Here is a 20,972-nt window from a genome sequence, read left to right on the forward strand (position 1 = left end):
CGTACTAGGAGAACCAACATGACCCAGAAAAAAGTGGCTGTGATTTTGTCGGGTTGCGGCGTCTACGACGGGGCCGAAATCCACGAAAGTGTTATCACCCTGCTGCGCCTCGATCAACGTGGCGCCAAGGTTCAGTGTTTCGCGCCCAACATTGCGCAGCTGCACGTCATCAACCACCTGACCGGCGAAGAGATGCCCGAGTCGCGTAACGTGCTGGTTGAGTCTGCGCGCATTGCCCGTGGCGACATCAAGGATATCCGTGAAGCGAAAGTCGACGACTTCGACGCGCTGATCGTGCCGGGCGGGTTTGGTGCGGCAAAAAACCTTTCAAGCTTCGCCACCGAAGGCGACAAATGCACAGTGCAAGCCGACGTGCTGGCTCTGGCTGAAGCCTTTGCCGAGGCGGCCAAGCCGGTGGGCCTGATGTGCATCTCACCTGCCATCGCCGCCAAAATCTACGGCCCTGGCGTGACCTGCACCATTGGCAAAGATGCCGATACCGCCAGCGCGGTGACCAAAATGGGCGCCATTCACCAAGAGTGCGAGGTGTCGGAGATTGTCGAAGACAAAGCCCGCAAGCTGGTCAGCACGCCTGCCTATATGTTGGCGCACTCCATCAGCGAAGCGGCGTCGGGGATCAACAAGATGGTCGACCGCGTGCTTGAACTGACCCACGAAGGGGATTGATCACGCCCGCGTCAAACGCGTCAGGATGCGGTCCAGCGCATTGGCGAACGCTTGCTTCTCACGTTCGCCATACGCGCCCTGCCCGCCGCCCATTTGCCCTTGCTCGCGCAGGTCGGTAAACAAGTTACGCACCGCCAGCCGTTCACCCATGTTTTGCGGGTCGAACTCTTTACCACGCGGGTCCAGCGCGGCCACGCCCTTCTTCACCAGCCGGTCGGCCAGCGGCACATCGCTGCAAATCACCAACTCGCCGGGCACCGCGTGCTCGACCAGATAATCATCTGCCGCATCCGGGCCACTGGGCACCACGATCAACTTGACCAACGCATACGTGGGTTTGATCTGACTCTGCCCAGCCACCAGCACCACTTCAAACTGACGCTTCAAGGCGAATTTTATGACTTGATCCTTCGCGGCCTTGGGGCACGCGTCGGCATCGATCCAGACACGCATGGTGCGCTCCTGTAAAAAGTAGGGCCTCGCCCTGTGATCAAACAGCCAAGGCCTAGGCCTTCGCTGCCGCCTATGCCAACGACTACAGAATGTACATCCCCACGGTGTAGTCGCTGTCGAAGCGCTCGTAACCCATGGTGATCTACGAAGCCTGCACCCGACGTTTTTCAGCCCATTTACTGCGGCTGTACAGCACGATGATGGCCAAAAGGGCGACGGCCTGTGCTCCGAGGGAATAAGCATCGGCATGAATGCCCAGCCAGTCGAACTCGAAGAACGGCACCGGCCGCGTGCCGAAAATACCGGCCTCTTGCAGCGCTTTCACACCGTGGCCTGCGAACACTACCGACAGCGCGCACAACAAGGCGGCGTTAATGCCGAAGAACATCGCCAGCGGCAATTTGGCCGAACCGCGAAGAATGACCCATGCCAGGCCGATCAACAGCACCAGCGCTGTAGCACCGCCTGCCAAGACAGCGTTGTGACCGGCCGGCCCCGCTTGCAGCCACAGGGTTTCGTAAAACAGGATCACTTCAAACAGTTCGCGGTACACCGAGAAGAACGCCAGAATCGCAAAGCCAAATCGCCCGCCACCGCTGACCAAGCTGCTTTTGATGTAGTCCTGCCACGCCGCAGCATGTCGGCGGTCGTGCATCCACACGCCTAGCCACAACACCATGACGCTGGCGAACAGTGCAGTGCAACCTTCCAGCAATTCGCGTTGTGCGCCGCTGACGTCGATCACATAAGCCGCCAGCGCCCAAGTGGCCAGCCCGGCGACCAATGCCAGCGCCCAGCCCACGTTCACACTGCGCACGGCCGATTGCTGGCCGGTGTTGCGCAAAAAGGCCAGAATCGCGGCCAACACCAGAATGGCTTCCAGGCCCTCACGCAACAAAATCAGCAAACCCGAAATGTAGCTCAACGACCAGCTCAGGCCATCGCTGCCCAGCAAGCCTGCCGACGCCTTGAGCAGCGCTTTGGCTGCCTCCAGACGCTGCTCGACCTGCTCAATCGGCAAGCCGTCCTGCAACGACTGACGATAGGCCATCAGGGCTTTCTCCGTGCTTTTACGCACGTTGCTGTCGACGTTATCCAGTGAGCTTTCAACCAGCTCAAAGCCTTCCAGATAGGCGGCCACAGACAAGTCGTAGGCCTGTTCGCGATCCCCCGCGCGGTAAGCCGCCAGGCTTTTGTCGAGGGTGGCGCTGGTGTAATCGAGCAGTTGCGCAGGGCCACGCACTACCTGCGGTGGTTGCGCGCGTTGTGCACGGAAGGTGGCAGCGGCTTGCGGGCCTTCGGCGGCCAACACTTCATTAGGCGTTTGGCGCGCAAGGTCAGCCAGGTTGTAGGTTTTGTCTGCCTTTGCCGCGTTTGGATCAGCGCTCAGGCCCGCGATATAAGTGGCCAGGTCCCAGCGCTGACGCTCATCCAGCTGGTCGGCAAAGGACGGCATGTCGGTGCCTTCAACGCCCAGCCCCAACGTGTTGTAGATCGCGTACAGGCTCAAGCGGTCGAGGCGCCCTGCGTCGCGCAAATTGGCAGGTGGCGGGGTCATGCCTACGCCAGCCGGGCCATCGCCAGCTCCGGCTTCGCCGTGACACACCGAACAATGCTGGGCGTACAGCGGCGCGCCACGCGTGGGGTCTGGCGTGATGACCGGCGCCTGGCTGACCTCGTAGGCCACGGCCAACTTGGCCCCCAACTGCCGCGCTTCACGGGCCACGGCGGCGCCGTCTTCGCGTTGCTCGATGGCGGTTTGCAGCGCGTTCACGCCCTGCACCAGTTCAGCCCGCTGCGCACGCTCGGGCAAATCGGCGATCAGCCCTTTGAGGACGGCCAAAAACTCCAGTTGCTCGTGATACTCGGTTTCGTCGATGACTTTGCCGTCTTCAACCGTAGGCGGGTAATCGGCACCAATGTAGTCAATGAGGTGAAGTGCCTGTGAGGCACCTTCCGGGGAGTTGGCAGACACAGCAAGGCTGCACAACGCGAGCACGGGCAGCATCAGCCATGCCAAAAAACGCGAGCGGGCGGTCATCGAAAAATCCGGCTGGAAATGAGAAGTAACACATTGTTCACTTCCCTTCCCAATGACTCAAGGTCTTTACGTCGTTGCGCGGTGCAGCGTGGCCAGAAACCCCGCCGCGCCCACAAACAAACCGGCAAACGTGCGATTCATGCGCCGCTGTTGTTTGGGCGTGCGCAGCAAACGCAGCACCTTGGACGCCAACCCGGTGTAGCCGGCCATCACAATCAGGTCGACGCAGATCATGGTCGTGCCGAGGATCAAGTACTGAGACAACAGCGGCGCGTGCGGGTCTACAAACTGCGGTAACACCGCGAGCATAAACACCAGCGCCTTGGGATTGCTGACATTGACCAGGAAGCCGCGAAACACCAGCGCCAGCGGTTTGCCAATAGGACGCACGGCAGCGTCATCGCTGAGGTCGGCGGGCAAGGCGCGCCATTGTTTGACCGCGAGGTAGATCAGGTAGACCACGCCAAACCATTTGATGGCGTAAAACGCGGTGGAGGACGCGGCGAGAATGGCGCCTACCCCGGCGGCAACGATGGCGATTTGCAAGGCCAGGCCCAGTTGCAGGCCGAGGGCGTTCCAATAGCCGCGCCAAAAACCGTATTGCAGCCCGCATGACATCGACGCAATTGCACCGGCACCCGGCGACAGGCTGATCACCCAGGACGCCGCAAAAAAGGCCAACCATGTTTCCAGCGACATCGCACACCTCTCGGACAAAATCAGTAACACGCCCTTAAAACTAATGCGCTGGCTGAAAATTAACCACTGGTTTTTTTGCGCCACACCTTGCAGGAGCGTTTAAACGTCACCTTCGCGCCAGCGGCGAACAGAACGCTGGAAGAACAGGCTATTGGGCACTTGCACCATGCTGCTGCCACTGCCCGCTTCTGCGGGTTCGATCAGTGTGGTGTAGAGCAAATTGATCGCCACCACCCGGCCTTTGACGCCCGGCTTGTCCAGCGTGTCGAGCAATTCAACCACGTCGCCGATCCGAAACGGGCCGACGGTGAAGATCAGTACCGCGCACAGCAGGTTGGAAAGCACGCTCCACATCGCGAAGAAGGCGATTGCCGCCACCGCGACAAACCCCGAGAGCGCCGTCCACAGCACCGTGGCTGACACCCCGAGGCGCTCCAGCACGATAATCACCGCGCTGCCCATGATGAACCAGCGCAAACCACCGCGCAGCGGCATCAACAACTGCGGCGGCAGCGGGTAACGCTGACCCAGACGGTTAAGAAAACGGGCAATGCCGCGCTGCAAAAAATAACCCGCCAACAGAATCAGCAAGATCTGCACGCCAATCCACAGCGGCGCGATCAGCTCGGCGGGCACGGGCAGGTGCAGAGCTTCCATCAGGACAAGGCTTCCAGTTCTGCTTGCAAGGTTTCAAGCACTTCGAGGGCTTCCATCCAGCGCTCTTCCAACTGGCCTTCGAGCACTTTGAGCTTGGCTTGCTCAGCCAGCAGCTCACGCAGTTCGTCCTTGCGGGCGGCTTCGTAAACAGCGCTGTCGCCGAGGCTGACTTCAATTTTGGCCAGCTTCTCGTTGACCTTGCCCAACTCGCTTTCAAGCTTGTCGGCTTCGCGCTTGTGGGGCGCCAACTGCTGACGCAGCGCGGCGGCGGCCTGACGCTGAGCCTTTTTGTCAGTCTTGTCCGGGTTGATCGGCGTGGTACTGGCCGGCGCGTTGCGCAGGCGGTAATCGGCTAACCAACGCGCATAGTCTTCGAGGTCACCGTCGAATTCCTGCACTTTGCCATCAGCGACCAACAAGAACTCATCCGTGGTGCTTTTGAGCAAATGCCGATCGTGAGACACCACCAGTACCGCACCGCTGAACTCTTGCAAGGCCATGGTCAGCGCCAGACGCATTTCGAGGTCAAGGTGGTTGGTCGGTTCGTCGAGCAGCAACAGGTTGGGGCGGCCCCAGGCGATCAAGGCCAAGGCCAGGCGAGCTTTCTCGCCGCCGGAGAAGTTCAGTACCGGCTCATCACAACGCGGGCCACGGAAGTCGAAACCGCCGAGAAAATCACGCAGGGTTTGTTCACGCTCAGTCGGTGCCAGGCGCTGCATGTGCAGCAACGGGCTGGCCTTGGAGTCCAGCGAGTCGAGCTGATGCTGGGCAAAATACCCGACGACCAGGTTTTCACCGCGGGCCAAACGCCCTGACAGTGGCTCCAGTTCGCCTGCAAGGTTTTTGATCAGGGTCGATTTGCCCGCACCGTTAGGGCCGAGCAGACCGATACGCGCACCCGGCACCAGTTGCAGCTTGACCTTCTCAAGGATGGTTTTTTCGCCATACCCCAAGCGTGCATCAGACAAGTCCAGCAACGGGCTGGACAGCTTCACGGCTTCACGAAACACAAAGTCGAATGGTGAGTCGACATGCGCCGCACTCAGCTCTTCCATGCGCTCAAGGGCTTTTATCCGGCTCTGGGCCTGACGGGCCTTGGTGGCCTGAGCCTTGAAGCGCGCAATGTAGCTTTCCATGTGCGCACGTTGCGCCTGCTGCTTCTCGTAGGCTTGCTGTTGCTGCGCCAGACGCTCGGCACGGGCACGCTCAAAGGCGCTGTAACCGCCACGATAGAGCGTGATTTTGCGCTGATCGACATGCGCGATGTTATCCACCACGGCATCCAGGAAGTCCCGGTCGTGAGAGATCAGCAGCAAGGTGCCGGGATAGTTCTTGAGAAAGTCTTCGAGCCACAGGATGGCGTCGAGGTCCAAGTGGTTGGTCGGTTCATCGAGCAACAACAGGTCGGAGGGGCACATCAAGGCTTGCGCCAGGTTCAGACGCATGCGCCAGCCGCCGGAAAAGTCGGCGACCGGGCGATCCATTTGCTCGTTCGTGAAGCCCAGACCGGCAAGCATTTTGCGCGCGCGGGCATCGGCGGTGTAGCCGTCGGCGCTGTCCAGTTCGGCGTGCAGACGCGCCTGGGCAGGGCCGTCTTCGTCGGCCTCGGCTTTGGCCAGATCGTTTTGCACTTGGCGCAAACGCTGGTCGCCATCGAGCACGTAATCAATCGCGATGCGATCGAGGGTGTCGATTTCTTGCCGCATGTGGGCGATCCGCCAGTCGGCCGGGAGCAGACAGTCCCCGGAATCAGGCGTCAACTCACCCAGCAGCAAGGCGAACAAAGTGGATTTACCGGCGCCATTGGCGCCGACCAGACCGGCTTTGTGGCCGGCGTGCAGGGTCAGCTCGGCGTCTTCTAGCAGACGTTGCGGACCACGCTGTAAAGTCAGGTTCTGAAGTCGGATCATAATGGCCGCGGAGTCTACCAGCTTCCCTCTCAACTGGCGCTAATTGCACTATGCACCCTGATCTGTGGAACACCTGTTTACACCTCTACGCCCGACCCGGTGTCGAGCGCGCGTGCCTGAACCTGCAAAGCCAAGGCCTGGACGTGTGCTTGCTGCTGTGCGCGGCCTGGCTTGAGCAACGCGGCGTGAGGTGCGATGACGCTCGTCTTAAGCAATTAAGCGACTGTGCCGAGCCATGGCAGCGCGAAGTCGTACAACCTTTGCGTCATTTACGAACGCAATGGCGCGAAGCGTCTGCGCACGATGAGGCGCTGGGTGCATTGCGAGGGCAGATCAAGGCATTGGAACTGGAGGCTGAGCGAACAGTGCTGCGACGATTGGAGTCGCTGACGCAGTCGTGGCCCTCAGACCAATCGCAAGGGGATTGCGACTGGCTGCAAAGGATGGCGAGCTTGGCTGGCCAACCTGATTGCGGCGCGCTGCAAACGCTGCGCGCCGCAATCAACCGCGCTTAAGAGGCGCTGTTTGGCGTCGTTGCGGAGGTGGTTGCAGGCGCCTGAGCTGGCGTAGACGCTGGAGTGGAAGCTGTCGCTGCAACCGGGGCGGCGGCAGGCTTGGCCGCAGGAGTGGCCGGCTTGGCAGCCACCGGTTTTCTCACTACACGCTTTACAGCGGGTTTGGCCGCAGGTTTGGCTGCTGGCTTGGCAGGCGCTTTTGCCGCTGCCGCTGGCTTGGCAACAGCAGGTTTGGCCACGGCTGGCTTGGCAGCTGGTTTGGCCGCAGCGGTTTTGACCGCAGGTTTGGCTGCTGCGGTTTTTGCTGCTGGCTTGGCCGCAGCGGCTTTGGCTGCAACAGCCTTGGTCGCAGGCTTTTGCGCAGGCGCTTTGGCCGCAGTTTTGGCTGCTGCTTTTGCGGGTGCTTTTACAGGGGCTTTGGCGGGTGCCTTGGCTGCTACTTTGGCAGGTGCTTTAGCCGCAGACTTCTTGGCATTGGAGGCAGGTTTGGCTTCACGGGTAGTCAGCGCTTTGGCGACTGCTTCTTTCACGCGGCCCACACCTTGAGCCAGCTTCAAGCTTTCTTGAGCATCACGCTTGAGTTGCAGGATGTAATCGCGGGTTTGCGTTTGGCGTTCTTTCAGCGTATCGAGCAGTTGCTCAAGCTCTTTAACGCCAGACTTGGCCTTGGCCTGAGCCTTGGATTTACCGGCATTGGCTGCGTCTTGCAGTTTGGCACGCGCCTTGTGCAGTTTCTCCTGAGCTTTGCCGCGCTGCTTTTCAAGCTTGGCGAGCAGTTTCTCAGCATCAGCCAACGCTTGAGAACAAGCGCTTTCCAAATGCTCAAGCAGGCTGCTTGAGAGCTGTTGGAGCAGGTGCAACGGGGTATTAACGGGCTTCTTTTTGGCCGACATGGTTTACCTCCTGGCTGAAGTGAGTGCGGCTCATACTAGACCTCTGTAGGAACCGCCGCTAGATCATGTTGACACTAACGATAGCTGCGGGTTGCATGGCGTCGAGAAACTTGTGCTGGATCAAGTTTTAGTTATCCTGCGCGCGCGTTTCTATGCCTGATTAAACCCTGTTGCCTGAGGCGAATAAAAACACGATGCCAAAGGCACCGCTGGCATAATCCCCCGCATTTGAGGCTGGAGAGTGACGATGGCGCGATACCTTTTGCTGACCGTGTTTTGCCTTGCACCGCTGGTGCACGCAGCCCCGCCAACCAGCAGCGGTGCGGCACACGACCTCGCCTACAGCCTGGGCGCCAGCCTGGGTGAGCGCCTGCGCGAAGAAGTACCTGACTTAGAGCTTAAAGCGCTGATTGAAGGATTGCGCAGCGCCTACCAAGGTAAAGCCCTGGCACTGAGCGATGAGCGTATCGAGCAGGTGTTGGCTGAGCATCAGGCACAGATCGACGCCGCCACGGCGCAGCCGCAAAGTGAATTGGCCCTCTCGGCCGAGCGCGATTTTTTAACCAGAGAAAAGCAAAAACCGCAGGTACGCGAACTGGCAGACGGCATCATTTTGACCGAACTGACACCGGGCAGCGGCGTAAAGCCTGATGCACAAGGATGGGTGAAAGTGAACTATGTGGGACGCCTGCCTGATGGCACCGTGTTTGATCAGAGCACTCAGGCGCAGTGGTTTCGTCTAGACAGCGTGATCGCAGGATGGCGCAGTGCACTGGTGCAGATGCCAGTGGGTGCAAAATGGCGACTGGTTATCCCGTCTGATCAGGCCTATGGCGCCGACGGTGCAGGTGATTTGATTGCACCTTACACACCGCTGGTATTTGAAATCGAGTTGCTCGATACCAAAAAGTAAAAGGCCCCGATCACTCGCGCCTGGAGTGGAGGCCTCGCACACTTATCAGGCTTGAACCGCTTGGGCTTGAGGCGCGTTTTCAGGTTCGTGTGCGTTGTGCAACACTTCGATCAGGCAGTCTTCCAGATAGAAACGTTCGTGCAGCAAAGCACCCAGTTCGATGAAAGCCTGCGCCAGATCTTTACAATCGGGGCGGTGTTTCTTGCCATCGCAGCGGTCGTTGAAGTCCACGGCCCGTTCGGTGATTTTATCAATTCGAGGGTAAATCTGATTGGCTAACACCAGCGCGCGCTTATCACCAAAGGCATTCGCTTCGGCGGTCAATTGTTCATAAATCTCGAAATGTCCTGCGGACATATAGTCCATCAGAACACCGCAAAACTCTTTTTGAGGGCCACGCTTGGGATTAAGACCATGGATCTCAGACTGGACGGCGTCGTAAGCCTTCACCAGCTCATGGCGCTTGAGCAGCCAGTTATCAATCAGCTTATGGACGCCAAAAAAACGTTCCTGAGCATTCTTGCAACTCTCGAGCATGGTGATCTCTCTTCCCTTGTGGGTTCATGCCACCCGCGTTAGCCGGGCCTGTGCGAACCCAAACGTGCGCAAGCGCAACCATGTTGGGCGGCATATTTCCAATACAGCGTGCGGGCCAGATTATGCCCGCCAGCCGACTGCTTCAAGGTACGCACGAGAGAAAATTCATACAAGCGTTTAATCCCCCCTGCTACCTCGCGTCGCAGGGGCGACCTTTTGGACGACTGAAAGTCAGGCGAATAATCTGCGCACCGCTCAGCAGACACATCCCGGTAAAAGCCAGCAGGCTTAACTCGGGCACGCTCAGCCCAAAAACCGTCCAACTCACGCGCAGGCAGGCTTCGGAGCCTCGATAGAGCGCCAGGAACCAGTTGCCAAACGACAGGTATTCCCACATGCACGCCAGGTCAGGCTGGCAAAACATCAGTTGTTCTGGCTCAAGTCTTTGTAGCAGCACTTGACGCAACGCACCCACGACGCCACCCACGGCCAGCGCCATAGACAGCGAGGCACAGGCCCACACACTCTTGAGACGAGAGGCGTAGAGACAGGCGAACAGGTTCACCAGACAGAAGGCCGTCAAGAAAAAGCGCTGCACCAAACACAACGAACACGGCTCAAGGCCAGACCCGTACTCCAGATACAAGGAGGCGCTCAGCACCAGAAAACTGGCCAAAAATGTTAAGAGAAAAATGAAACGTGAGCAGGCCAAAAACATGGCTTTTCCGTAACAAAAGAGACAGGCAGTTACGGTAGAGGAAAGCTGTTAACCCTTTCAAGATGGGCCCCGGTGGAAGCGTCCTTAAGCCTGTAAGGATTAACCGACAGAAGCCGAAAGACAATTGGACACATCAAGTAGGAAAATTACCTTTAGTGGTTTCCGTAAGAGTTTTCCTTTCGAAGCCCGACTTACGCACCCACGCAAGTCGGACAAAACCCGTTATATAACACTTGCCGTGGCAGGCAGAGGCAACGCTAACAGACGTTCATCCAACAAATTCAAACCTTCTTGAAACAGTTGATTGCTGCGCGCAGTGTCGCCCAGTTGAGCCAGCAGCCGGGCCAGTTCAGCGCACGCTTCGGGGTTGCGTTCAAGTTTCAGACTGCTCTCCAGGTAGTCACGCGCTTTGCCCCACAAACTGTTTTGCAGGCACAAACGGCCCAATGTCAGTAGCAGGCTCGGGTCTGCCGGATGCGCTTTGAGCCAGCCTTCAGCGGTTTGCAATTGCTTGACCGGGTCGTTGCCACGCAACAAGCCATAAAGCCGCACAAGGTGGCTGTCGTAGTTGCGTTTCAACGCGCCACGCAACACGTCTTCTGCCTCGCCTTGCGCACCCAGTTGGCGCAACTGTTCGGCGTAGGCCAGCACCAATGCCGGCTCCTGACGCTGGGCCGACGTGAGCTGCTGCCACGCACGCTGCAATGATTGCAGCGCCGCCTCGCCTTCGGTTTCGCGCTGCGCTGCAAGGCTGAGGTTTTGGCCCCAGGCACGGCGCTCCAATTCGGCCAGTTCTTTGGCCGGCAATACTTTGTCTTTGCGCAGCTCTGGCAATAAACGGATCAACGCGGTCCAATCGCCACGTTGCAAGTACAGCCGTTGTAACTGACGCAGCACCTGCACGTTGTGCGGATGACGCTCGTGCATGGCTTGCAGGGTGTTTAGCGCGCCGTCGGTGTCCGCACGGTCGACCTGCAATTGCGCATGGCTCAGGGCAATCGCCAGTTCGGCTTGAGGTTGACGCTGCAACGCGCGCTCAAGCAGTTTGTCGCTCTCCTCGTAGTGGCCCTGTTCATTGGCCGCACGGGCAGCGCCCAGATAAAACAGCAACGGTTGGCGTTCAGCCTGCGCCGCACGCGCCAGATTTTTTTGCGCACTGGCCCAACGGCCTTCGGCGAGGTCCATTTGCCCCTGTTCAATGGCGATCTGTACTCGACGACTGCGGTTACGTCGCGACCACGGATTGACCAGCCCGGTCGAGGCCGTCACCAGCTCGACCAACAGTTTGATGCCCCAAAACAGCAGCCAGAGCACCACGATCAGTGCCAAGGTGGCCCATACACTGGATTCATAACGGAAACTTTTATAAGCCAACAGCACGTAGCCCGCATCTTCGGCGATTGCCAGGCCGATGCAGGCAGCGGCTGCAATCAACAAAAATACAATCACATAGAAGCGTTTCATGGACGCGCCTCCTGCGCGGGGCTACCCGCCGCCTGACCCGGCTCGTCGGCACTGACATGCCGGCGCTCAAGGTACGCCTGCACGGCACTCAAGGTGCCAGACAGGTCCGGCGTTTTAACCGTGACCGGCTGCTGACGAAGTTCAACCACCTGTTGCAGCAGTTTCTGGCTTTGCGGGTTGTCCTGGTTGAAATTACCTTTGAGCACCTCTTCGGCTTGGGCCAAGGCTTGGGTATACACCGGCTCCTGGCCATTGAGGGCAGCCCATTGCGCTTGCTCAAGCGCCAGGCTCAAGGCCAGCCTCACTTGCGTCAGGCTTTGACCTGCCAACAGAGGGCGCACGTTCTTGTCAGCGTTGAAATCAATGCGGATGTAGTGCGAGATTTCATCCCACCACTGCGCCCATCGGCTCGCGCCGTCGCCGTCCGCTGTCAAACCCAAAAGCGAGTCGCCCTGATCCTGATAAGCCGGTGCCAAAGCATTGAGCTGTGCCACTTGATCGCGCAACGCCGCCAAGCGCAGGAACAGCCCGGTGCGGTCCGGTTGTTCAACACTGCGCAAGGCCGCGAGGCTTTTGGCCAACTGCTCACGGGCAGCAAAAGAACCCGGATCATTTTGCTCGCGCAAAATCGCATCGGCGCCCTCTACCAAGGCTTGAGCGCTGGTGATGTCTTGCAGTGCGGACAGGCGCAAGCTGGCCAGACGCAGCAAATGTTCAGCCTCAGCCAGGCGCCAGTCTTTGCGGCTTGCGCCTAATACCGTTTCGAGACGCTGATTCAAACGTTGCTGATCGCCTTGTAGCTGCACCACCAACTGGCGCTGATCGTCCAGCTCGCTGGCCGAAGGCAGTTGATTCAGACGCGTCAGCAGCTTTTGCTCACCTTGCTTGATCGACAGCGTTTGCGCGCCCAGCGCCTGGACTTCACTCAGCTGTTGCGCGGTGTCGGTCTGCAAATGACGAACCTGCCACACCCCCCAACCGCCCACCGCTACACCGGCAGCACCCAGCAACAAGGCAAAAACCGCCAGACCATTGCCCCGGCGCTCAGGCTTTGAGGCAGTTTTGTCATCCGGCACTTGTGGCGCAGGCTGCACAGGTTCTTTGGTCAAGATTGTTTCGCTCACGTATCCATCCTTTGCATTAAAGAGCAGGTACGGGGTACTCCCGTAACGCCGCCAGCAAAGCCGCGGCGCTCGCGCCACGACAATCCACAACATGTTGGGCCCCGGCGCTACGCGCCATATCAGCCACCCGAGGGCTTGGAACAAACAACGTTAACGCTGCCAAGTGGGGCCAGTCGTCACCTGCCAATTGGCGTAAATGTTCGAGCCCTTGTCCACTGCTGACCACCAGCGCGTTCAGGCGTTCCACTTTCACGCGTTGGCACAGCGTGTGCGGCGGGTATGAGGGTAGCTCACGCCGATAGAGTTCAAGGTAGTCGACCTGCGCGCCAAGGCTGCGCAGACGGTCGGCCAACATCTCGCGTCCACCCTCCCCGCGCATAATCAACACCTTGGGCTGATCACACGCTACCGATTGCGTAAATGCCGGCATCGCCAGCAATGCTTCACTGTCATCGCCGCATTGAGGGTAGCTAACATCGAGCCCGTAGTCGGCGAGAATCTGCGCCGTGGCGGCACCGACACTGAACCACTTCTGTGCAGGGGCTTGAGGCCCGCATTGACTCACCAGCGCCAGCCCCAAGCGTGCCGCGGGTTTACTGACGACGATCACTGCGCAATAACGATCCAGGGCCGTGATCACGGCGCGTTGTGCGCAGGTCACAGCCAATGGCTGGATCGCCAGCAACGGTAAGCTGCTGCTGAACACGCCAGCTGATGCCAACTCACTCGCCAGTGCCGCCGACTCTTCAGCCGGGCGGGTCAGCAACACGCGCCACCCTGTCACGCGTGGCCTGCCTCACCATAAACGGCTTTCAGGATGTCGCCTGCACCTTGGGCCAGCAACGCCTCGGCCACCTGCACGCCCAGGGTTTGGGCCTCACCACGCGGCGCCCTCGCATCAGCACTCAATAAAGTCCCGCCGCTTGGCTCGCCGACCAGGCCGCGCAACCAGATTTGCTCGCCTTCAAGCACCGCGTAGCAGGCAATCGGGACTTGGCAGCCGCCGTTCAAATGCTTGTTAAGCGCACGCTCGGCTGTCACACGCACGGCCGTGTCGGCGTGGTGCAACGGGGCCAGCAAGGCGTGGATGTGAGCGTCTGCACTGCGGCACTCAATGCCCACGGCACCTTGGCCACCGGCTGGCAGGCTGTCTTCGATGCTGATGGCAGAGGTGATGCGCTCTTCAAAGCCAAGGCGAATCAGACCGGCCGCCGCAAGAATGATGGCGTCGTATTCGCCTGCGTCGAGCTTGGCCAAACGGGTGTTGACGTTGCCGCGCAGGAAGCGGATTTCGAGGTCTGGTCGACGGGTCAGCAATTGAGCCTGACGACGCAGGCTGGAGGTGCCGACCACACTGCCCAGAGGCAAGTCGTCGAGGCAGGCATAGGTGTTGGAGACAAAGGCATCGCGCGGGTCTTCACGCTCACAGATGCAAAACAGGCCCAGGCCTTCAGGGAAGTCCATCGGCACGTCTTTCATCGAGTGCACGGCGATGTCGGCTTCGTTTTCGAGCAAGGCTGTTTCCAGCTCTTTGACGAACAGCCCCTTGCCGCCGATTTTCGACAGCGGCGAGTCGAGCAGCTTGTCGCCACGGCTGACCATGGGCACCAGCGTCACCACAAGACCGGGGTGGGCCTGCTCCAGACGGGCTTTGACGAATTCGGCCTGCCACAGAGCCAGGGCGCTTTTACGGGTAGCGATGCGGATTTCGCGAGAGGACATGGATCAATCCGTACTGAAAAGATACGGCGGATAATAACAGCTCAGACAAATCTGCTTTGACTTGTGTCAGAAGTGCACGGCCTCCCTGGCCCAAAACGGGGCGCACGCGCCCTTTTTGGCGCGTGCTACAGCTGTTGCATCATCTTGCGCACACCGGCGACATGGCGACGGCTGACAATCAACGCATCACCATTAAGCCCTTTGAGGAACAACTGGAAGTGCCCCAGCGGCGTACGTTGCAGGCGCTCGATGCGCTCGCGGGCCACCAGCGCATTACGGTGAATGCGCACAAAGCGCTCGCCGAATTCGTCTTCCAGGGCTTTGAGCGGTTCATCGAGCAACACTTCGCCGCCCTCGTGACGCAGGGTCACGTATTTGTGGTCGGCAATGAAGTAAATCACCTGATCGATCGGGATCAGTTCAATGCCTTTGCGGGTGCGCGCACTGATATGGCTACGCGGGCCGCTGCCGGTCTGGGCGGCGGGGCGTGTGAGTGCAGCCAGTTGAACGCGGTTAGGCCGGTGCGCCTCTTTCAAGGCCGCGCTCAAGTCTTGGGCATTGACCGGTTTGAGCACGTAGCTGACGCCGCTGTCTTTGAGGGCCTGCTCCGGAAATTCGTCAGGCGCGATACAAAACACCACCGAAGGCGGCAGTTCGCGCTCGCACAATTTGGCTGCTACTTGCAGCCCGTCCAGGCCCGGCATGCGCACGTCGAGCAATACGACGTCCGGTTTCAGGCTTTCGATCAGGCTCAACGCCTCTTCGCCATGAGTGGCGCCAGGCTCCAGCAGCGTGTAGCCCTCAAGCGAACCAATCAAATGGCTCAAATGCTCGCGGGCCAGGGTTTCGTCATCAACGATCAGGACATTCATATAGCGCTGTATTCCTGCGTGAGTCTCGCACAAGGATAGCGTAGACAGGTGAAGTGACGGCTGTCACGGCGATCGATGCTAAGACTAGCGCGAAGGCCAAAAAGTGCCGCAAAACGCACAGCAAAATTCACCTGTGTCTGTTGCTCGTTTTAAATTCAAATAAGCCGGGGTTTATGTAAACACCTGTAACGACTTATTCATACGACCAACTGTAGACGGTTGCCAAGCCGAACGTATTCAAACGATACATTTCGTTTCGGTATTTTGTTTATACCTCAGTTAAGACAAAAACCTGCCGACCTGCGTCAACGCCACGAATGGCAACCCTGTTATGATTCGCGGTAACTTTTTGTGTAACTCCCCTCAGCCGATTACGAGCGAATCCATGAGCACCGACAAGACCAATCAGTCCTGGGGCGGCCGCTTCAGTGAACCCGTCGACGCCTTCGTTGCGCGCTTCACCGCCTCCGTCACGTTCGACCAACGCCTTTATCGTCACGACATCATGGGCTCCGTGGCTCATGCCACCATGCTGGCCAAGGTCGGCGTGCTGACCGATGCCGAGCGCGACAGCATCATCGACGGCCTGAAGATCATCCAGAGCGAAATCGAAGCCGGTCAATTTGACTGGCGCATCGATCTGGAAGACGTGCACATGAACATCGAGGCGCGCTTGACTGATCGCATCGGCGTGACCGGCAAAAAGCTGCACACCGGGCGTAGCCGTAACGATCAGGTCGCCACCGACATTCGCTTGTGGCTGCGCGATGAAATCGACCTCATCCTGGCTGAAATCACCCGCCTGCAAAAAGGCCTGCTGGAACAAGCCGAGCGTGAAGCCGACACCATCATGCCCGGCTTCACACACCTGCAAACCGCGCAGCCGGTCACGTTCGGCCACCACATGCTGGCGTGGTTCGAGATGCTCAGCCGCGATTACGAGCGCCTGGTAGATTGCCGCAAGCGCACTAACCGCATGCCGCTGGGCAGCGCCGCGCTGGCAGGTACCACCTACCCGATCGACCGCGAATTTACCGCGCAACTGCTGGGCTTCGACGCGGTAGGCGGCAACTCGCTGGACAACGTGTCGGATCGCGATTTCGCCATCGAATTCTGCGCCGCTGCGAGCATCGCGATGATGCACTTGTCGCGCTTCTCCGAAGAACTGGTGCTGTGGACCAGCGCGCAGTTCCAGTTCATCGACCTGCCTGACCGGTTCTGCACCGGCAGCTCGATCATGCCGCAAAAGAAAAACCCTGACGTGCCGGAGCTGGTACGTGGCAAAAGCGGCCGTGTATTCGGCGCGCTGATGGGCCTGTTGACCTTGATGAAGGGCCAGCCACTGGCCTACAACAAAGACAACCAGGAAGACAAAGAACCCCTGTTCGATGCTGCCGACACCCTGCGCGATTCGTTGCGCGCGTTTGCCGACATGATCCCTGCAATCAAGCCCAAACACGCGATCATGCGTGAAGCGGCCCTGCGCGGGTTCTCGACAGCGACTGACTTGGCGGACTACTTGGTACGCCGTGGCCTGCCGTTCCGCGACTGCCACGAAATCGTGGGGCACGCGGTGAAATATGGCGTTGAAACGGGCAAAGATTTGGCTGAAATGAGCCTTGAGGAACTGCGCCGGTTCAGCGACCAGATCGAGGAGGATGTGTTTGCCGTATTGACGCTTGAAGGGTCGGTGAATGCACGCGACCACATCGGCGGTACGGCACCGGCTCAGGTTAAAGCGGCCGTTGTGCGTGGCAAAGCGCTGTTGGCCAGCCGCTAAAAATCGGTAGGCGCTGTCGCAGGCTGCGAGCTTTTAGGATCAAAAGATCGCAGCCTGCGCAAACGGGTGCGTTGAGCGCCCGTTTTTTATCCCGCCGTTTTAATCCGCTCCAGGAACAACGGAATATCCGCCGCCCGCTCTGCGGCCACTTTCTGCACATTCGGATTTTTGGCCAGCAACTCAAGCAGAGCACCTGCTTTGGGCATCTGCGCCAGCACGTCCAGATCGAACAGCTTTTTCGCGACTTCTGCCGCCAAATCCACGCTGTAAAGAAAGTACACATCCGCCAAGGTGAACTGATCGCCCATCACGTAGGGTGAAAATTTTGCGCGCCGCGACAACGCTGTAAAACCCTTGATCAAATCCCTTTGCGCCTTGCGCTTGAGCGCCTCGGGGGTCGGCCGCCCGCCAAACATGACTTCGGCGTAACACAACCGTGCAGGCAGCTCGATATAAAGCTCGATTTCTTTGGCCATGGCGCGTACCTGAGCACGTGCGAATGGATCGCGTGGTAATAACGCCGGCCCGCTTTGGGTTTCTTCCAGGTAATCAAGAATCGCGTCGGTCTCACTGAGAAACCCGTGCTCGGTCTCCAGCGCCGGGACTTTGCCCCGCGGGCTGACCGCAAGAATGGCGGGGTTCTGACAGCCATGAAAAGGCACGATCTCGTAGGCAATCCCCTTCTCCAGCAACACCAGCTTGACCATGTTGAAATAGTTACTCGCTGCAAATCCATAAAGCTTCAGCATCATACGTCGTCCTTAAATAGTGACCCCATCAACACTATTCAGGCTAAAGCCTGTGGCAGTTTTCGCACTAAACGAGCTATTACAAGATGCATCCAGATGAGTGCATTTATCGCTGAAACACAGAGAAATCCCCTACATCTACACTCAAAAAAACGCCAGCACGATGGCTGGCGTTCATAAACACTAGAGCTTTATTTCTTACTGCTGATCCAGGCCAGAAACTTCGGCATTGCCGCCTCTCTGTCCGCAGCAATACGCTGCACATGCGGATTTTTCTCAAAATGCTCCAACAAGGCTTTGGCCGCTGGCAACTCGGCCAACAGGTCCATACCAAAGACTTTATGCCCTACGGCGCTAGCGAGACTGACGCTGTAGAGGAAGTAAATATCCGCAACGCTCAGCGTTTCTCCGGCCACATACGGTGCGAACTTTCCTTGCCGACCGAGCGAAGCAATGCCCTGTAGCAATTCCGTCTTGGCTTTGCTCTTGATCGCGTCGGGCACTTGCATCCCGAAGAATGCTTCGGCGTAGCACGCGCGAGCGGGAAGCTCGATGTACAACTCGATTTCTTTGGCCAGCGCCAGCACTTGAGCACGTTCAAACGGGTCTGTGGGCAGCAGTTTCGGGCCAGGCTGAGTCTGCTCGATGTACTCAAGAATAACGTTGGTTTCGTTGATGAAACCCTGTTCAACCTCTAGCGCAGGCACTTTTGCACACGGGCTTACCGTCAGCGCCTCAGGGGTTTGCGCGGCGAAAAAGGGCACTTCTTCAAACGGCACGCCTTTTTCCAGCAGCGCCAGTTTGACCATGTTGTAGTAGTTACTGACCGCGAATCCATAAAGCTTGAGCATTGCAAAGCCTCCAGGCCGTGTTGGGGTTGGCAGCCGTTGTTATAGAGCTTCACCGCTATGCTGGCTAGCAGCATCATTGTGCTGAATGCAGTTAGACTGCCGGTCTTTACTTAAGGAGCCTGCCCATGAGCGAGCCAACAGACATCGATAACGACGAAGAAGCGTTCGCCGAAAATACCCTGATCGAAGCCATCGAGAACCAGATCGAGGCCGATAACCCGCCAGCGGCCAAAGCCACGTTCAACAAGCTGACGCTGGTGGGCTACGAGCGTGAAGATATTTTGAACATGATGGCCCACGTGCTGGCCGTGGAGATTGACGCGATCCTCGAAGAAGACCGCGCCTTTAATACCGAGTGGTACGAAGCCGCGTTGCGCGCACTCCCTGAGTTACCCCCCGAGAAAAACTGAGCCACGGCTCAGGGGCGAATCGTTGGCGCCCGCTGCCAGTCCAGTTCACGGGCGGGCATCGGGCGGCCAAACCAGTAGCCTTGCCCCAGGTCGCAGTTGTAGTCGAGCAGGAACTGCGCCTGCTCGACGTGCTCAATCCCCTCTGCATGCACCTGCATGCCCATGCTTTGGGCCAATGCGATCACCGCACGCACAATCGCCACGTCGTCATCGTCACCCGGCAGCCCCGCGACAAACCCCTGATCGATCTTGAGCTTCTGCACAGGTAATTGCTTGAGCCGCAGCAGCGATGAAAAACCGGTACCGAAGTCATCAATGGCCAGTCGCAGGCCCAGCTCACGCAGACGGTGCATCTGCTCAAGCGCCACTTCGGAGTTGTCCATGACCGCGCTTTCAGTCACTTCCAGCTCCAGCAATGCAGGGTCGAGTCCCGTGTCGGCCAACACAGTCGAGACCAATTGGTACAACTCTGGCCGTGCAAACAGGCGACTGGAAATGTTCACCGCCACAAATGACAAATTCACCCCCGCTGCCTGCCATTGGCACATTTGCCAGCACGCTTGCTCCAGCACCCAGGCGTCGATTTCGGCAATCAGCCCGGTACGCTCGGCGATCGGGATAAACTCTCCCGGCGCCACCAATCCCCGCTGCGGGTGTTGCCAGCGCACCAGCGCCTCAACACCGACCAGGCGGCTGGTGGTCAAGTCATGCACCGGCTGGAAATACACGCGCAGCTCATGCTGCTCCAGCGCACGGCGCAAATCGCTGGCCACCTCAATGCGGTATTGCGCATGGGCCGTCAACTCTTCGGTGTACAAGGCGTAGCCTTCGCGCCCGGCGCTTTTGGCTTTAAACAGGGCCGAGTCGGCATTGCGCAACAATTGCTCGGCATTCAAGGCATCGTTAGGAAATAAGCTGATGCCAACGCTGGCACTCATGAAAAGCTGGTGGCTATCAATGATGAACGCGCCCTTCATCACCTCCAGCACTTTTTGGGCAAAACCGGCGGCTTGCGCGACCTGATTACAGTGCTCGATCAGCACGGCGAACTCATCACCCCCCAGGCGGGCAACCGTAAAGCCTTTGCCGAATACACTGAGCAGTCGCTCACCCACCGCTTTGAGCAACAGATCACCGACGTTATGGCCCAGGCTGTCGTTGATGATTTTGAAATGATCGAGATCGATCATTAATAAGGCACAGCCCGACTTATGGCGCTGAGCGTAGGTCAGCGCTTGTTCGGTACGGTCGGTAAATAACAGACGGTTGGGCAAATCGGTCAAGGGGTCTTGATGGGCCAGGCGCATCATTTCGGTTTGCGAATTCTTGATCGCTGAAATATCCGAAAAAACGGCCACGTAATGGCTGACGTGGCCTTTGAGGTCGCGCACAGCACGAATGGTCTGCCACTGCGGATAGATTTCGCCGCTTTTGCGACGGTTCCAGATCTCACCGTGCCATTCGCCGGTTTTTTGCAGCGACTGGAACACCGCCTGATAAAATTGCGCCCCATGATGGCCTGACTTAAATAGGCTAGGGCGTTGGCCCAGCACTTCTTCGGGCGTGTAGCCGGTGATTTTAACCAACGCCCGATTAACGTGGACGATCACGCCGTTGCGGTCACTGACCAGTACCCCTTCACGGGTGCAATCGAACACCACTGCCGCTTGGCGCAAGCGTTCCTGGTCTTGGCGCTGGCGTTTTAAACGTGCGCCCATGCCCAGAAAACTGAACAGACGCGCCCGCGCAACGAAAATCAGGGCCGCACTGACAAACACCCACACGTAGCTATTTATGAGTTGCCAGCGTGCCAGTTGCGCTGAATCATCGAAATAACTGTTCAATAAATGATCAGTCAGCAAGAGCCATAAAACCGACAGCAGCCCGTACAGCATGGCTGCACGCATGGCATCACGATAAGAAACCGACATAAGAAAGTTAAAACGCCTACAAAAAAAGGGGAATTATAGAGTAAGA

21 protein-coding genes and 1 pseudogene are annotated in these 20,972 nt (G+C 58.4%); 5 read left to right on the top strand and 17 right to left on the bottom strand.

Annotated elements, in window-relative coordinates:
- The first annotated feature begins 18 nt into the window (after positions 1 to 18).
- Positions 19 to 687: an isoprenoid biosynthesis glyoxalase ElbB gene (gene elbB / locus ACP7A4_RS15505; RefSeq protein ID WP_203303170.1), complete on the top strand. Its 669-nt coding sequence runs from the start codon at positions 19 to 21 to the stop codon at positions 685 to 687.
- Here the strand turns inward: elbB and ACP7A4_RS15510 are convergent, their stop codons facing one another.
- The 5 genes from ACP7A4_RS15510 to ACP7A4_RS15530 all read right to left on the bottom strand — a co-directional run bounded on the left by ACP7A4_RS15510 (position 688) and on the right by ACP7A4_RS15530 (position 6,447).
- Positions 688 to 1,140, bottom strand: a complete 453-nt coding sequence (locus ACP7A4_RS15510; RefSeq protein WP_059762237.1) for a YaiI/YqxD family protein — start codon at positions 1,138 to 1,140, stop codon at positions 688 to 690.
- A gap of 142 nt (positions 1,141 to 1,282) precedes the next feature.
- Positions 1,283 to 3,181, bottom strand: a complete 1,899-nt coding sequence (locus tag ACP7A4_RS15515) for a cytochrome c/FTR1 family iron permease (protein WP_059762236.1) — start codon at positions 3,179 to 3,181, stop codon at positions 1,283 to 1,285.
- A gap of 66 nt (positions 3,182 to 3,247) precedes the next feature.
- Positions 3,248 to 3,880, bottom strand: a complete 633-nt coding sequence (locus ACP7A4_RS15520) for a LysE family transporter (protein WP_426247721.1) — start codon at positions 3,878 to 3,880, stop codon at positions 3,248 to 3,250.
- A 99-nt stretch (positions 3,881 to 3,979) separates the two neighbouring features.
- The gene (locus tag ACP7A4_RS15525) at positions 3,980 to 4,537 is read right to left on the bottom strand and encodes a mechanosensitive ion channel family protein (RefSeq protein ID WP_059762235.1); all 558 of its coding nucleotides are present in this window, start codon (positions 4,535 to 4,537) and stop codon (positions 3,980 to 3,982) included.
- Entirely contained in the window at positions 4,537 to 6,447 is a 1,911-nt protein-coding gene (locus ACP7A4_RS15530; protein ID WP_048364712.1) for an ATP-binding cassette domain-containing protein, read from the bottom strand. Before ACP7A4_RS15530 ends, ACP7A4_RS15525 begins: the two co-directional genes overlap by 1 nt.
- A 50-nt stretch (positions 6,448 to 6,497) precedes the next feature.
- Between ACP7A4_RS15530 and ACP7A4_RS15535 the strand changes: the two genes are divergently transcribed.
- Positions 6,498 to 6,962 carry a TIGR02444 family protein gene (locus tag ACP7A4_RS15535; RefSeq protein WP_426247722.1) on the top strand — a complete coding sequence of 155 codons (465 nt, stop codon included), beginning with the start codon at positions 6,498 to 6,500 and terminating at the stop codon, positions 6,960 to 6,962.
- Here ACP7A4_RS15535 and ACP7A4_RS15540 read toward each other — a convergent pair.
- Positions 6,959 to 7,855: an AlgP family protein gene (locus ACP7A4_RS15540; RefSeq protein WP_426247723.1), complete on the bottom strand. Its 897-nt coding sequence runs from the start codon at positions 7,853 to 7,855 to the stop codon at positions 6,959 to 6,961. The genes ACP7A4_RS15535 and ACP7A4_RS15540 overlap by 4 nt on opposite strands.
- A 247-nt stretch (positions 7,856 to 8,102) precedes the next feature.
- Between ACP7A4_RS15540 and ACP7A4_RS15545 the strand changes: the two genes are divergently transcribed.
- Entirely contained in the window at positions 8,103 to 8,768 is a 666-nt protein-coding gene (locus tag ACP7A4_RS15545) for an FKBP-type peptidyl-prolyl cis-trans isomerase (protein ID WP_059762232.1), read from the top strand.
- Between the two features lie 45 nt (positions 8,769 to 8,813).
- On the opposite strand, the gene rsd is transcribed toward ACP7A4_RS15545, so the two are convergent.
- The 8 genes and pseudogenes from rsd to ACP7A4_RS15585 all read right to left on the bottom strand — a co-directional run.
- The gene (gene rsd, locus ACP7A4_RS15550) at positions 8,814 to 9,305 is read right to left on the bottom strand and encodes a sigma D regulator (protein WP_426247724.1); all 492 of its coding nucleotides are present in this window, start codon (positions 9,303 to 9,305) and stop codon (positions 8,814 to 8,816) included.
- 190 nt (positions 9,306 to 9,495) lie between these two features.
- The gene (locus ACP7A4_RS15555; protein ID WP_426247725.1) at positions 9,496 to 10,023 is read right to left on the bottom strand and encodes a disulfide bond formation protein B; all 528 of its coding nucleotides are present in this window, start codon (positions 10,021 to 10,023) and stop codon (positions 9,496 to 9,498) included.
- Positions 10,024 to 10,245: 222 nt separating this feature from the next.
- Complete coding sequence (locus ACP7A4_RS15560) at positions 10,246 to 11,487, bottom strand: heme biosynthesis protein HemY (RefSeq protein WP_426247726.1); 1,242 nt, start codon at positions 11,485 to 11,487, stop codon at positions 10,246 to 10,248.
- The gene (locus tag ACP7A4_RS15565; protein WP_059762228.1) at positions 11,484 to 12,611 is read right to left on the bottom strand and encodes a uroporphyrinogen-III C-methyltransferase; all 1,128 of its coding nucleotides are present in this window, start codon (positions 12,609 to 12,611) and stop codon (positions 11,484 to 11,486) included. The genes ACP7A4_RS15560 and ACP7A4_RS15565 overlap by 4 nt, the downstream gene beginning before the upstream one ends.
- 16 nt (positions 12,612 to 12,627) lie before the next feature.
- The gene (locus ACP7A4_RS15570; RefSeq protein ID WP_203303176.1) at positions 12,628 to 13,395 is read right to left on the bottom strand and encodes a uroporphyrinogen-III synthase; all 768 of its coding nucleotides are present in this window, start codon (positions 13,393 to 13,395) and stop codon (positions 12,628 to 12,630) included.
- Positions 13,392 to 14,333, bottom strand: coding sequence for a hydroxymethylbilane synthase (hemC, locus tag ACP7A4_RS15575; RefSeq protein ID WP_426247727.1), 942 nt, complete (start codon positions 14,331 to 14,333; stop codon positions 13,392 to 13,394). Before hemC ends, ACP7A4_RS15570 begins: the two co-directional genes overlap by 4 nt.
- A 125-nt stretch (positions 14,334 to 14,458) precedes the next feature.
- Positions 14,459 to 15,205: a LytR/AlgR family response regulator transcription factor gene (locus ACP7A4_RS15580; RefSeq protein WP_059762225.1), complete on the bottom strand. Its 747-nt coding sequence runs from the start codon at positions 15,203 to 15,205 to the stop codon at positions 14,459 to 14,461.
- Positions 15,202 to 15,324 (bottom strand): annotated as a pseudogene (locus tag ACP7A4_RS15585) (sensor histidine kinase); the annotation flags it as partial. The gene ACP7A4_RS15580 and the pseudogene ACP7A4_RS15585, both read right to left, overlap by 4 nt.
- A 266-nt stretch (positions 15,325 to 15,590) precedes the next feature.
- On the opposite strand from ACP7A4_RS15585, the gene argH reads away from it, so the two are divergent.
- Complete coding sequence (argH, locus tag ACP7A4_RS15590) at positions 15,591 to 16,985, top strand: argininosuccinate lyase (protein ID WP_426247728.1); 1,395 nt, start codon at positions 15,591 to 15,593, stop codon at positions 16,983 to 16,985.
- An 86-nt stretch (positions 16,986 to 17,071) separates the two neighbouring features.
- Here argH and ACP7A4_RS15595 read toward each other — a convergent pair whose 3' ends face one another.
- A complete protein-coding gene (locus ACP7A4_RS15595; RefSeq protein ID WP_059762293.1) occupies positions 17,072 to 17,734 on the bottom strand; it encodes a glutathione S-transferase family protein in 663 nt (220 codons plus the stop codon).
- A gap of 191 nt (positions 17,735 to 17,925) precedes the next feature.
- Positions 17,926 to 18,585, bottom strand: coding sequence for a glutathione S-transferase family protein (locus ACP7A4_RS15600; RefSeq protein WP_426247729.1), 660 nt, complete (start codon positions 18,583 to 18,585; stop codon positions 17,926 to 17,928).
- Positions 18,586 to 18,710: 125 nt separating this feature from the next.
- Between ACP7A4_RS15600 and ACP7A4_RS15605 the strand changes: the two genes are divergently transcribed.
- On the top strand, positions 18,711 to 18,995 hold the full coding sequence (locus ACP7A4_RS15605; protein WP_059762222.1) for a hypothetical protein: 285 nt from the start codon (positions 18,711 to 18,713) through the stop codon (positions 18,993 to 18,995).
- A gap of 8 nt (positions 18,996 to 19,003) precedes the next feature.
- Here the strand turns inward: ACP7A4_RS15605 and dibA are convergent, their stop codons facing one another.
- The gene (gene dibA / locus ACP7A4_RS15610; protein WP_059762221.1) at positions 19,004 to 20,926 is read right to left on the bottom strand and encodes a phosphodiesterase DibA; all 1,923 of its coding nucleotides are present in this window, start codon (positions 20,924 to 20,926) and stop codon (positions 19,004 to 19,006) included.
- Positions 20,927 to 20,972 lie beyond the last annotated feature (46 nt).

The organism is Pseudomonas sp. TWR3-1-1 (genome assembly GCF_049896545.1).
GTDB lineage: Bacteria > Pseudomonadota > Gammaproteobacteria > Pseudomonadales > Pseudomonadaceae > Aquipseudomonas > Aquipseudomonas weihenstephanensis.